Raw genomic sequence first — 14101 nt, forward strand, 5'->3', positions numbered from 1 at the left:
TTATGGAAAATGAAGTCATTTTTACCGATCTTGAAGAGCGCGTTTCATCAATTAGCGAGGAGATCGCTATGTATACAGAAGAACAACTCATTGAGTTAGAGTAATAAAAAAATAAAAGCCACCTGTAATGGTGGCTTTTATTATTACACCAGGAAGGAATAATATGGTTATGATAAAGCCTCTGATTAAGCGTTCCCATCATGTTATTTTATCAGATGATGGTGATATTTGTATTGGTGAATTACCCGGAAATGCCAAGATAATAAAGAAACCTCCGGAATGGGTTAAGGTTGTATTATCAAAACTTGATGGGTTGCATACTATACCGAGAATTCTTAAATCAGTATCCCTGAAAGGGTATGATATTAATGATAGCGATATTATATGGTTAATTAATAAACTTAAAAATCATGGACTTATTGATGATAATGCCTGCTATTCCGATATGTTAACATCTGAAGAAATAGAATTATATGATCGTCAGTTACTCCAGTTTTCTGTTGTGGATAAAAATAATTATAATGCAATTAAATACCAGGAAAAATTAAAAAAAAGTCGTGTATTGATATTGGGAATGGGAGGCTGGGGAACCTGGTGTTCTCTTCAGTTAGCTGTATCCGGTGTCGGGATACTGAGAATTGTTGACGGAGATGATGTTGAGTTATCCAATTTAAACCGCCAGATATTATATACACCGGATGATATCGGCAGAAAAAAGACAGATGCAGCATCAGATTCATTAAAGCAGCATAATAAATACGTGATAGTTGAGAAGTATCCTGTTTTTGCCACAACTGATGAAAATCAGCTTTCAGAATTATTAGATGGCGTTAGTCTTGTCTTATTGGCCTGGGCTAGTCTTGGCTATTACAGAAAAAATACAGTGGAAGAAAGTATTCACCGTTTAGCCCACATAAATAACATTCCGGTCGTTGAGCTTGGTGGTGATCCATTTGATATTTCTGTCGGGCCTGTTTATCTGAATAATGGTAATGGCGTTAATTATTCTGAAGTAAAAAAACAAGCCGGTCGACATTTTTATGGTAACAATGCTGATATAAAAAAATTTCGTAAAGCACGTATGAAGCAGCAATTTCTTAATGGTAACAGAGTGGTAAATGCCTGGCAAAGTGCGCCATCATTAGCAGCAATGTCAGGACTGATTACCGACCAGGTTGTAAAAATTCTTACGGGTTATGATGCTCCGGCCCTGGAAGGTAAAAAATGGCATTTGAACCTTCGTGATTTTAGTGTCAGAGAGGAAAATATATATAATGAAATCTGATAAATTATTTACAATATTTCAGAAGCAAGGTTATGTATCATTTGATATAGCAAGTTTTTTCCCTGAACTTACGATGTGTTCTAAAGAATTTTATGAGATTGATGAAGAATACTGGTCATGGATTATTAAAAACAAGAATGGTGAGCATGATTTTTATTTAAAAAAACATCCAAAGAATTTAATAGAAAATGAAAAAGTATCAGCGTTATCAGATTATGAGTCAGGGCGGTTTTCCTTCTCGTTCAGAAGAATAGTCTATGATGATATTGGGAAATCGGTGGATTGTTTTAATAAAGTTAAATCTATTGTTAATAGTATGCGTTTTTTTAAGTTTTTGGAACATGTCACAGGAAGAGAATTAAAGAAAAATACAGTGATTTATCTTAATAGATTTGATTGTGGTGATTTTTTAACGGTACACAGTGACCCGGGGCAAAGTGTCGGATTGGTAATTAATTTTACACTAAACTGGAATATGACTCATGGTGGTCTTACGATGATATTAGATCAGGCAGGTAAAAAAATCATTGATACTTTGATACCGAATAATATGACAGCTTTAATATTTGATACAGGTAAAAAAAATATTCCACATTTTGTTTCAATGGTAACAGCAAAAACACAGAATAAACGTATTGCCTTAGTTGCCCGCTATGACTGAAAAAAAGGTACTGCTGTGTATGGCATTAGTCATTGCCCTGATATGGGGAAGTAATTTCCCTGTATCTAAAGCCGCAATTGAACAAATAGGTGCGTGGCCATTCAGGTTTTATTGTAATGCTATTTCTGTTGTTATCTTACTAGTTGTTGTTTTATTCTTATTCCGGAAGGAAATAGCGTTCAAAGATATTCTGCTATGTATCCCTCTGGGGATATTTAATCTATTTTTGGTTCCGTTACTGAACAATATTTCTCTGTTTTATACTGATGCGGTAAAATCATCAGTGCTGATTTATACCATGCCGATTTTTACGTCATTAATTTATATGGCTATCAACAGAAGTATAAATATAAAATATGTGATGACAGCGATTTTGGGCATGATAGGTGTACTGATTTTTATTTCCGCGGATAAAATCGGAACAGGTGAGTTAATTATATTAATCAGTGCATTTTGCTGGGCAACAGGAACGTGTTTATCAGAAAAAATACCGGTTAAATCAAATTTATTGCTCAGAGTTTTCTATCAGAACTGTGTTTCACTGCTGCTGATCGTACTGACGATGCAATTTATGTCTGATGATATCCGGTTACCATTATCTGTGTTCAGTCAGCCTCATGTGTTATTACCGGTCTTGTATACAGGAATAACCGGTGGTGTCTTTGTTTATATTTTATGGTTTTATATGATTGAGAAGGGCGGAGCAGAACTGACATCCTGTGCCATTTTGCTGTCACCGGTTATCAGCGTTTTTATTTCTTATTTTTTTCTGGGTGAATCTGTCACGCTGAGTATGCTGGCTGGTATGTTGTTTATTATTTCCGGCCTTTTTATTGCGTTCCGGAAGGAAAAATCATCCGGCAGGTAATACAATCGCCCTCCCGGAACAGGTCACATTCCGGGAGGGCGCTGATAATAAAACCGCTTATTTATTTTTTATCGCTGATACGTGAGAAATCCCATTCTTTTAACGCTTTCGTGGCATCTTTATTACCGTATTTTTCTGAGAGAATCAGGTTGTCACGCGCTTTGCGCAGATCATCATCACTGCCGGTGCCGGCCAGTTTGTGATAATAAATCCAGGCAACTTTGTATTTCGCCAGTTCATGATGACTGCCCTGTTCGAGGGAGGTCATCTCATAATAACGGGCTGCCTGCGGGTAATCTTTTTCCAGCCCGGCCTGACCGAAATAGAGCATATCACCGGCGAGATGAGCGGTATTACTGTCCCCCAGTTTTGCACCCGCATCAAAATAGGCGAGGGCTTTTTTGCCGTCCACCGGAATACCGCGCTCATTTGGTCTGCGGTGGAGATTACCCAGTACGTTATACGCTCTGGCGTAGCCGTTTTTACCGGCCAGTTCATAGTAATAGAGCATTTTTTCTGTATCTTCCGGAACGCGTTCACCACGGGCATAATTGACGCCCAGTGAGAATGCGGCCAGCGCATCGCCACTTTCCGCTTTCTGCCGGTTTGCTTCCATTTCCTGTTCATAGCGGCCGTATTGTTCATACTCCTGCTTTTTCTTAATCCGCTGCAATACCGCTTCACGTTCTGCATCCGTCAGTGTCCCGGTCAGTTTGTCACCCTCATGGGTGCTGGTACCGGCAAGCGAGCCGTAGTAATAAACTTCTGCGGCATCTTTTTTTCTGATATAAGCGTTATACATTCCTTTCAGGGCGTGAGTGTCGTTATATTCCAGCGAACGGGTATACCACGCGATGGCTTTATCGGGGTCCGGTGCTTTGTTACAAAAGCCTTCAAGCCACGCATCACCCATGTCTTTGGTCCCGGCTTCCGGCAGCATCACTGTGTGGTTGTTTGTATTTTCCGGGAGTGCCGATTTTTGCAGCCATTCGTTCAGATACTGTTCCGCTTTAGCGGGGTCCGCATCGTCACGACGGCAGTATTCTGACGATATATAATATCCGGCGAGTATTTCTGTAGCGGAAAAATCACCGCTGTCATGTGCTTTTTGCAGATAAGACAGGGCCTTATCCATGTCATTATTTTGCCGGTAATAATAGAACAGTGCTCTCTGCGCATCAGCCCGTTTCTCTGCTGCCGGTTCCGCTAACGCGAGATATTTTTTGTTATCCGCGTGATACCGGTAGTGACCTTCGTTATCACGGAGCGTGCCGTTATACAGATCAGCCAGTGTGGCAAAGGCGATACCGGAAACGGCAGTGTCGCTGTTGTCCAGCCCGTTTTCCAGCCGGGTGATAATGCCGGACCACTCTGGTGAATCAGGTATCAGGCTGCTCTCTCTGAGCTGCATGACAGCCAGCTGTATATCTGAACAACTGTCACCTTTTTCAGCTCCGCGGCGTAATACAGCCATTTTATCGCCGGGGGTGTCCGTTATATCGGCCAGAACACAGAATGCGGGCAGGTGGCCGCTCTCCGCGCTTTTTGCAAACCAGTAGCGGGCAGTATCATAATTACCGCGATTTTTATAGTGCATACCGGTGGCAAGCATGGCCTGACTGTCCCCGGCCTGTGCCGGTTTTATCGTTTCTTCGTAGAATGCGATATCATCAGATACATCACGCCGCCCTTTGTAGGCCCGCATCGGAATAATGGCTTTATCCCAGTCTGGTTCGATAATCCAGCGCTGTGTATTTTTATCGAATTCACCTTTGGCATACGTATCTGCCAGCAGGATAGTGGCACGTTCATGGCCGGTATCTGACGCTTTTTGCAGATATAAAATTGCTTTTTGCGGATCTGCCCGGGTACCGTTGCCGTACAAATAGGCATAACCGGTTTCATAGGCCGCATTCGGGCTTTCATCCGTCAGTTTCACGTTCATTTCAAACTTATCCATCGCCTTCAGCTCATTTTCAGCGTAATCACCGGCTTTGGTAAAGTATTCACGGGCTTTCTGACGATCCGGACTGACCAGTCTGCTGCCTTCCAGGTACTGTGTACCCAGGTTGCGCAGATAGCTGTTATTACCGGTTCCCGGGAGTTTGTCATACAGCGACAGAAGTCGTTTTTTATCTTCCGGACTGAGCGGGTCAGCGTTTTTGTAGTCATCAATCAGTGTGGTAATTGCGTTGCCATTACCACCATCGGCTGCGATTTTCAGATAATAGCGCCATTTTTCACGGTCCTGTACCAGGCCGTAATCGCCGCTCTTCCATGCGTAAGCTAATTCGTAAGCGGCGTCAGCATCCCCTTTCTGTACAAGGGCGTTCAGATCAATAAGCGTTTTTTTGCTTTTTTCCGCTTTTTTCAGGCGTGATTCTGTAAAACGGTAATCGCGATCGGGGATCTTTTTATACCAGGCAATGGAGGTATCCATATTGGCTTTTTCGCCATATTTACCTTCGTAATAGATCTCACCCAGTTCATACATACAGGCCTGGCTTCCGGTGTCAGCACATTGCTTCAGGCGCGGTACTATATCGCGCTCCGTCAGTCCGGTGATCCGCAAAAAGGCCTGATTCCGGTTGCTCTGCGTTCCGGAACCCGCTGCGCTCTGTAAGCGGTTCACGATGTATTCACCGGCGTGCTGATTACCCGCTTCCGCCGCTTTCTGCATCAGTTCAATATCCGGGCGCAGCATATCATCAGTGAAATCCGGTTTTTTCTCTGTTTCTTCCATTTTCAGCAGCGCGTAGTAATAGGTAACATCCGGGTCGTGACCAATCAGCGGCTCAATCTGTTTTTGCGCCTCAGCATTATTATCATGCAATGCGAACTGCACCCAATACTGTCTGGCAAGGACGTTTTCTTTTCCGGTCGTGAGTAAAACCTGCATCACATCATTCCACTCTTCCGGCGAAAGCTGAGTACGGGGATCGCTGTTTTTCAGCATATCCATCATCAGCTTCAGTGCCAGCTGATTATCGCCGCTGTTAAGGGAAATAAGTGTTTTGGCCAGATGAACATCGGAACTCAGGGTATATTCGCGGGCCTTTTTATACAGTGCCATTGCCTGTTCACGATTTTTTACCGGATCTTCCCGCAGCAGATAACCGGCGTAAAAATGTGCCTGACGGTAGTTTTCATTCTCTTCAATGTCTTTTTTCAGGAATGCGATAATCTCTTTTTCATCAATTTCACCGCCGGTATCAAAAGAAAAATAGAGAGCGGTTAACCGGCGGTAAACCTGATCCTGATAAGCGGTATTTTTCAGCAGAGATTTATAGATCCCGACAGCCTTTTTCATATCCTGCTCAACACCAAATCCCATGGCGTATTTATAAGCCAGTTCATCCCGGTAATCTGCCAGCGGTGATAACTCCGCCGCTTTTTTATTTAACTCAAAGGCACGAACCGGATCATAAATATTCCCGTCCTTGTCACTGTAACGCTGTGAAGCCAGCATCAGCACGTCGGCATCATTCGGATATTTTTCCAGTAATACCGCTAAATAAGTGGATACTATCGCGTTAGTTTCATTATCCGAAAATTGGTAACTATTTGTAATATTGCGGATTATGTTGATTAATGCATCCCGGTGACCGGCATCCGCTGCCCGTTTCAGGTATTCATCCGAGAGATCCCGGTCATAATTGAATGCATCGTCATAACGGATATTGCGGTGGATTTGATAAAGCAGATAAAGCGCATCAGGATATCCGGCTTCAGCAGAAGCTTTCAGATAATCCGGCTCTGTTTTGGTATCAAGATACCAGGTGTAAAGGGCTTTCGGATCTTTTTTATCAATCAGCGGCAGCAAATAGGAGAGGGCTTTTTCTTTATTTTTGATGACTCCTATACCCTGCATATAGACATCATAGAGAGCGTAACGGGCATGAATATTGCCGTTTTCTGCCATTTTTTCCAGTTTTGCCAGACGGGCAGTTATTTTATCCGGCGTTTCCGAGCCGTAGAGTGATAACGCTTTTGGCATAAAATCCTCTTCACTGAGCGAGCTTATTTGTGAAAAGGCCATATAGCGGTATTTTTTTGCCTGTCCGGGGTCAGCTTCTATTCCGTAACCGCCGGTCTCATATATCCGGGAAAGCAGCATAGCCGGGAAGATAAATTGCTCACTGAGTAACGGCGTCAGGATACTGACAGCTTTTTTATAATCTTTATCATATTCGTAAGCGATATAACCCAGGGCAAATTTTGCAAAAAACGATCCCTGGTCTGCGGCAGCCGTCATATATTTCCGTGCCTGTTCTGCATCTGACGGCGTATTTTCATATTTATCGAGCATATAAATACTGCCCAGTAATTCCTGAGCCTCACGCACACCGGCCTGTGCCGCCGCTTTCAGTGACGTAATACCATGCGGATCCTGTCCGGTATAAGGCGCCATACCGTGATAGCGGTAATAACCGAGGTTATACAGGGCATTTTTATTACCGGCTTTTGCGGCACGTTCCAGCCACTGATAACCCAGCAACGCATTTGCCGGAACACCATTGCCGTTGAGATACATCACGGACAGCGCATAGGCCGCCTGCGGATCTTTTTCTGCTTCTGCAGAAAAATAGCGGAATGCCCCGTCAGTATCCCCGGACAAATACAGCTCATAGCCCTTATCTGCCGGAGTGCTGCCGGATGTTACTGAATAGGTCAGCCAGGCCCCGCCGGACAGTGCAACAGAAATAAGCAGAGCAATCCTTAGTTTACGTTGCTTTGTCATATCATCCCTTATACGGATTAATCTTAAATAAGAACATAAAAAATAAAAATTTGACTTAGTGTAACGGATTAAAAACGTAATTCAATGTGATCAGACAGGCAAAAAAACAAATAAAAACATTATGTTATTTTAGGCGGATATGCGGAGTAATCTTTTTTCTGACGCGGAAAAATCGGTATCTGAATAACAAGCGGGAGATAATACAGAGAAGTGAAGTTTGGGCAGGAAATTAACCTGCGAAAGCAGATTTAATATTTTACAGTCGCTTCCGGGAGATATTCAGAATAGTAATGTTCCTGAAATCTATAAATATCATTAGTAAGGTTTACAGAGATATTTACACTTACGGATGGTAAGCTATTTTTGTCCACAGAAACCTCCGTATGCCCGGCTATTCAATCATTTTTGTTCAGGTGGCCAAATTAACGTTGTAACTCAGTTTGGAGTAACGCTTTATAATAAATCTATAATTCTTTCTCCAAGTATTTTAGCCTCAGCTTCCGATTTTATATTTGTGAAGCACAATAACAAACCAGATCTATGTTCTGAAAAAATTGACCAGCGAGACAATGCATCAGCAAAAATCCCTTGATTTACTAATTTATCTGACAGCAGCCTATCCACTTGATTTCCTTCGGTGTTTATTAATAAATGCATTCCCCCGGGTTGGGGGGCGATAGATAATTTATGATTGAAGGCTTCGGTTAATCCAGCCACAGTCATTGTACGACGCTCTGCGTAAAGTCGTCTCATACGCTGAATGTGGCGGGCAAAATGCCCCTCATGCATAAAAGTACTCATTATTGACTGTGTTACATGAGGTATACCATTACCTAAAACACGGTTAACCTCTTCAAAACGGCTCAATTGGGTTTCCGGGACGACAAGGTAGGCGAGCCGGATACCCGGAAACATCACTTTACTGAATGTTCCCATATAGATGACTCTATTATGGAGATCAAGACTTTTTAAGGCAGATAACGGTCGGCTGACATATCGGTATTCTCCGTCATAGTCGTCCTCAATAATCCAGCGTTGGTTACGGGTTGCCCATTCTAATAATTCCTGGCGCCGGCTCAAGGACAGGGTCACACTAAGCGGGCTTTGGTGGGCTGGTGTCACTATTGCCGCCGATGCTTCCGGAGCTTGTGTAATGCCCTGAGTGACATTAATACCATCTGAATCAACCGGGATTGGGGTATAACTTAATCCTGAATGGACTAATATCTCCCGTGTTAACGGGTAACAAGGATCTTCAATCCAGATATTGCTATTTGGCTGAAGTAACGTTTGAATAACTAAGTTTAAACTTTCCCGGTAACCTGAAGTGATAAATATCTGTGATGGTTCACAGCGTACCCCCCTTGCTACCTGTAAATAGGCTGCAATAGCACTGCGTAATTCAGGTAACCCGTTATTTGCGGGGTATGATAAATCAGCTACATCCATACTACGCAGATGCTTTGCTCCCAGCCTTGCCCACAATTTTCGCGGAAAAGCATCTAATGCAGGCAATCCCATTTGAAATGGCATAATTTCAGGCGATGCTTGTAAGTTAGTTTGCTTTCTGCCGGTTATCGATGGTGATGTATTGCCTGCTGCCCAAACATGTAAGTTTGGTGTCACGATAGTACCAGCCTGGCCTTTGGGTTGTATGTAGCCCTCAGCTGCCAGTAATGAATAGGCCATTTCAATCGTGCCACGAGCGACCCCTAACTCACTCGCTAAAGCACGCACCGATGGGATTCGTGAACCGGGGACAAGTGTTCCTTTAATAATAGCGGCACGAAATGTTTCATATATTTTCCGATAAATAGGCTCATTACCTGAACCGGGTGGTAATGCAATATCTTCGGTTTTTTTAAACATGGCCTGGTTCTAAAGTCATTTTATGTACCTTTAAGTGTAGCAAGATTTTGTCATAATAATCTATATCAAATAAGGAGCATTGAAAGGATATAAGATGTGTTGTGATGACATTCGCCATGCTGAAACGACAGAAGAGTTACGGGCCTGCTTTACTGTTATGCAGCAATTAAGACCTCACTTACCCGATGAGAATGATTTCATTAAAAAAGTGACACGTATGCGGGCAGAAAACTACGCATTATTAGTGCTGTGGCAGGAAGGAATACCTGTTGCGTTGGCGGGTTATCGTAGTCAGGAAAATTTAATATATGGTCGCTTTCTTTATGTGGATGACCTCATTGTTACCGAAAGCTGCCGAAGTGCGGGTTATGGTGCGCTATTACTTCAAAAAGTAGAAAAAATAGCGGGTGAAAAAGGGTGTGATAGATTAGTTTTAGATACCGGGTTAGATCTTGCATTAGCACAACGCTTCTATTTTCGCCAGGGTATGCTAACCGGAGCAATAGGTTTTAGTAAAATACTAAAGGTACAGGAAGAATGAAAATTTTACGTTTGATATGCAGCCCTAATGGTAAAAACTCAGAGAGCTTTCAGTTATCGCAATTCCTGATTAATGAATTTATTAAGTCACAAATGCCAAATGAAGTAAAAGTTGTTGAAATTAATACCAACTCATTACCATATATTGATAGCCCATACGCCCTCGCTTTGGGAAATACTGTTGATCCTCAAGGCTATGATAATGGTTCACTCGTTGAATCAGAGCAGTTAATACAATCTTTAGCAGAGGCGGATTGTTTAGTGATAGCGACACCGATGCATAACTGCTCCATACCTTCATCATTGAAAACATGGATTGACCACGTAGTCCGTATTCGTCATACATTCACAGCAACGGCCGCTGGTAAAACAGGAACATTAACAGATAAACCTGTTTTCATCTTAGTGTCTTCAGGTGCAGTTTTTTCAGGAGCGGAAGCTCGTCAGCCAGATTTTCTGACACCTTATCTAAAAATGATACTTGCTACTATAGGATTGCATAATGTGACATTTTTTTCCATTCAGGGAACCAGCAATGTTAAGATGATTTTTGAAAGAAATAAGTTACGCGTACAAGATGAAATATCTGCCTATTTTTCTGGTGAGTTGCCCGGGACGTTAAATCAGTGATTATTAAACCAGTATATTTAAATGCATCCAAATATATTCAGAGCAGGTATTTCTCCGATTTATTGCTTAAAATTAATTAAATATTAATTTGTTGTCAGTTGCTTTACTTAAAACAACCGAAGTTATCTTACTGTGGACAGTAAACATTATTCCATGATTACGACGGATGCAAACTGTAGTGGTTTAATAAATTTGACCAAATGAAATCACTGATAGCGGGTGGATTTTTGCCGCTCTATCGGTTTGATCACCGCAGAGAGAATCCGGATAAACCGCCATTAATACCAGATTCATGAGCACCGGCACAATCCCTGGCGGAGTCACTGAATAAAAAATAATGTTTAAGTCGTTTAAATAAAAACGACCCGGAAAGAGGATGTTACCTGGCTGAGCTCGCGGAGATAAAAGCAGTGAAACATTATATACTGTTAAAGTTATTAGCAGCACAAAATGATATTAATATTTTAGATTTACTGCTGATAGTTAAAGATTCTGATATTAACAGTATAATCGAATAAAATCTTTACAAAATTTATTCTTGAATAATATAATGAAATTAAATGTTTGCAATTTTCATTTTTGAAAAATAAAGGAAAATTATCATGACAAGATCATCATTACCTAAAAACAATACCAAGGCATATAACTTATTAATCGAATCAAGTAATAGCGCTGATGAGTTTGCTTTATCATCAGGCCTTGAAGAGGGATTTATACATTTAATCAAACTGAGGATTTCTCAAATTAACGGATGCGCTTTTTGCATTCGTTTACATACCCGGGATGCTGAAAAATGTGGTGTCAGTTCAGACAAAATAGCACTGGTGGCTGCATGGAACGAAAATGACTATTTTACTGATGAAGAAAAATCAGCATTAGCACTAGCCGAATCGGTTAATTTTATTCATAAAGGACATATTCCAAATGACGTTTATAATAATGCAGCCGAACATTGGAACGATGCCCAAATAGCGGCCATTGAATGGCTATCTGCTATTATGGGAACGTTTAATCGTATAGCGATTGCCAGCCGTTATACAGTTAAGCCATAAAATCAGTTAGTCGCACGTTATTTCTGTAGAAAAATAAGTAATAAGTGGCTTTAGTGCCTTAAAGCCATTTTTTAAAAAATTAAAAACAGAGCAGTTGGCCCGAAAGATAAAGAATTTTACAGTAATTTTTAATACACATAATGTTTATGTATTTTATCGTTATTATAAGATGATTTCATTGTTATAGTGACTGGTAATATTATAAGGGGTATTTATATTAACTGGTGTTGTTATTAGTTTTTATCCCTATGGTTGCTAATCAGGAAAGTCTCAGGAATTTGAATGCTAACAAAATAGGACGTTTGGAGATAAATAAAATAAAAACTACCTCGATAAATAATAATTTTATTGATTTTAGGATGCTGGCTTAAGTATTCATTAAATCTTGCAATGCGGAATATTTGCAGTTCCCCGGGTGAAAACTGTCTGAAAATATGTCTCAGTACATATATCAGGAAAGAATGCTCCATCATATATTTTTATTTGGTTTTCAATAGAACATCATCCGGCTGTTTCTGATAGTAAATGCCACATATTTACTTATCAGGTTTATGCAATTTCTGAGACTTATTATTGTTTAAGATGTACCACAATGACCCCATCAATATTTGGATTAATAAACTAAACAGAAGGTAAATATGAGTAAAAAGAAAGCAACAACGCAATCATGGGGTGATCTACTGAAAGGGCGTAACAGTTTAAAATCTATTGCGCTGGCGGGAGGCGTAGCACTTCATGCGATCAATATCTATGTGGTCACAACAATATTACCGACGGTTATTTCTGAGATTGGAGGTCTTGAATTTTATGCATGGAATACAACATTATTCGTCATCGCCTCTATTGTCGGGTCTGCTTTAGCAACAAAATTAATCGAGGGTACTAATCCACGGGCTGCTTATTTAATTGCCTTAGCAATTTTTTCTCTTGGTTCAATTATGTGTGCCATGGCGACATCAATGCCATTCTTATTACTGGGGCGTTCTGTTCAGGGATTTGGTGGCGGGATTTTGTTTGCACTGAGTTATGCTTTAATCCGTATTGTATTTAAGGAAAACCTTTGGTCAAGAGCTATGGCTTTGGTTTCTGCGATGTGGGGAATAGCGACACTTATTGGTCCTGCTGTGGGCGGCGTTTTTGCTCAAATGGGGAATTGGCGCTTAGCATTTTGGGTATTACTCCCTGTAGCACTGATACTAACAATTATCGTTATCAGCCAGTTTAAATTTGCCAAAGAAGAACGTAAATCTACACAAAAAATTCCGTTATTATGCATTGGATTTCTTGTTTTATCAGTATTGTCTATCTCTGCAGGTAGCTTATCTCAGAGATTAGAACTCAATATATCAGGTATTGTAGTTGGCCTGTTGTTTGCGGTATTAATTGCAAGAATTGATAACAAAGCAAAAAGCAAATTATTACCAACAGGAGCTTATTCACTTTCAACACAGTTGGGTGTGTTATATGGCTTAATGTGCTTATTTTTGGTTGCGTTAACAACCGAAATCTATGTACCTTATTTCTTACAAATTATAAATAATTTTTCACCATTAACTGCCGGCTACATGGCTGCTATGATGGCGGGCGGTTGGACTATAGCAGCTATCTTTAGTGCCGGATGTAACGAACATGCAATTTATAAACTGATTAGATTCAGTCCATTGGTTATATTGATAGCATTACTTTTATTAGCGGTATTAACTCCTCAGGCAACCTGGAGTGAATCAACCTCTGGTATTATCGTTTATTGTGTTGCACTGGCTGCGGTCGGTTTTGGTATTGGCTTAGCATGGCCACATATTTTAACCCGTGTTTTTTGTGCAGCAAATAAAGGAGAAGAAACGTTAGCATCATCATCGATCACTACGATCCAACTATATGCAACTGCATTTGCTTCTGCGTTAGCCGGAATTGTTGTGAACTCAGGAGGTTTTACATCTCCGGGGGGCATTGAAGGTGCCCGCTCAGCTTCATTATTTCTGTTTGGTATATTTGCAATTGCACCTGTATCAGCATTGTTTTTGGCAAAAAAGATCAAATAACAGTCATTTGCCAGCTTAATGGATGAGATTTTTTGCAACATTTATATGCGGTACTAAATATCGGCGTTGAAAAATTAAAAATGTCTCAGATGAGTTCAATCTCACTCTGAGACAATTCATACCTGGCCCCTTGGCGGGTTTTTATTGGCATGATAAAAATATCTGCTGTGACACTTTTGCGACACTCTGCACCAGATGTAAAAAAGCCACCCGTTAAAGAGTGGCTTAATACACTGATAAATCAGTAAAAATTTGGTGGCCCCTACTGGACTTGAACCAGTGACCAAGCGATTATGAGTCGCGTGCTCTAACCAACTGAGCTAAGGGGCCGAAGTGGGTAAGATTATACTGCCTGTTTTTGGCGGGGTCTAGCATTTCTTGTCTATCTGACTGTTTTATGAGCGGAATATTGC

The 14101-nt window shown here is 41.0% G+C and carries 10 protein-coding genes and 1 tRNA gene; 8 read left to right on the plus strand and 3 right to left on the minus strand.

The genetic code is table 11. The annotated features are described in order from the left end of the window. The first annotated feature begins 2 nt into the window (after positions 1-2). The 4 genes from R5268_RS01590 (at position 3) to R5268_RS01605 (ending at position 2814) form a co-directional block, all read left to right on the plus strand. Positions 3-104, plus strand: coding sequence for a pantocin A family RiPP (locus tag R5268_RS01590; protein ID WP_317418469.1), 102 nt, complete (start codon positions 3-5; stop codon positions 102-104). Between the two features lie 65 nt (positions 105-169). Then, complete coding sequence (locus R5268_RS01595) at positions 170-1285, plus strand: HesA/MoeB/ThiF family protein (protein WP_247719110.1); 1116 nt, start codon at positions 170-172, stop codon at positions 1283-1285. Beyond that, positions 1275-1946, plus strand: coding sequence for a 2OG-Fe(II) oxygenase family protein (locus R5268_RS01600; RefSeq protein ID WP_218454559.1), 672 nt, complete (start codon positions 1275-1277; stop codon positions 1944-1946). Before R5268_RS01595 ends, R5268_RS01600 begins: the two co-directional genes overlap by 11 nt. Positions 1947-1965: 19 nt before the next feature. After that, the gene (locus tag R5268_RS01605; protein ID WP_317418468.1) at positions 1966-2814 is read left to right on the plus strand and encodes a DMT family transporter; all 849 of its coding nucleotides are present in this window, start codon (positions 1966-1968) and stop codon (positions 2812-2814) included. A 61-nt stretch (positions 2815-2875) separates the two neighbouring features. On the opposite strand, the gene R5268_RS01610 is transcribed toward R5268_RS01605, so the two are convergent. Together R5268_RS01610 and R5268_RS01615 are read right to left on the minus strand one after the other, a co-directional pair. Next, positions 2876-7555: a sel1 repeat family protein gene (locus R5268_RS01610; protein WP_317418466.1), complete on the minus strand. Its 4680-nt coding sequence runs from the start codon at positions 7553-7555 to the stop codon at positions 2876-2878. 453 nt (positions 7556-8008) lie between these two features. Continuing rightward, positions 8009-9424: a PLP-dependent aminotransferase family protein gene (locus R5268_RS01615; RefSeq protein WP_218454556.1), complete on the minus strand. Its 1416-nt coding sequence runs from the start codon at positions 9422-9424 to the stop codon at positions 8009-8011. 94 nt (positions 9425-9518) lie between these two features. Between R5268_RS01615 and R5268_RS01620 the strand changes: the two genes are divergently transcribed. The 4 genes from R5268_RS01620 (at position 9519) to R5268_RS01635 (ending at position 13688) form a co-directional block, all read left to right on the plus strand. Continuing rightward, complete coding sequence (locus tag R5268_RS01620; RefSeq protein ID WP_317418465.1) at positions 9519-9965, plus strand: GNAT family N-acetyltransferase; 447 nt, start codon at positions 9519-9521, stop codon at positions 9963-9965. Next, positions 9962-10594 (plus strand): FMN-dependent NADH-azoreductase, encoded by a 633-nt coding sequence (locus R5268_RS01625; protein ID WP_317418464.1) that lies wholly within the window; start codon positions 9962-9964, stop codon positions 10592-10594. The genes R5268_RS01620 and R5268_RS01625 overlap by 4 nt, the downstream gene beginning before the upstream one ends. A gap of 602 nt (positions 10595-11196) precedes the next feature. Beyond that, entirely contained in the window at positions 11197-11646 is a 450-nt protein-coding gene (locus R5268_RS01630; protein WP_182105269.1) for a carboxymuconolactone decarboxylase family protein, read from the plus strand. A gap of 638 nt (positions 11647-12284) precedes the next feature. Next, entirely contained in the window at positions 12285-13688 is a 1404-nt protein-coding gene (locus tag R5268_RS01635; protein ID WP_218454553.1) for an MFS transporter, read from the plus strand. A gap of 253 nt (positions 13689-13941) precedes the next feature. On the opposite strand, the gene R5268_RS01640 is transcribed toward R5268_RS01635, so the two are convergent. Then, positions 13942-14018: transfer RNA gene (locus R5268_RS01640), tRNA-Ile, on the minus strand. Positions 14019-14101: the final 83 nt, after the last annotated feature.

Origin of the sequence: Morganella sp. BCCO 40_0007 (assembly GCF_032989665.1) — a bacterium.
Classification (GTDB): domain Bacteria; phylum Pseudomonadota; class Gammaproteobacteria; order Enterobacterales; family Enterobacteriaceae; genus Morganella; species Morganella sibonii.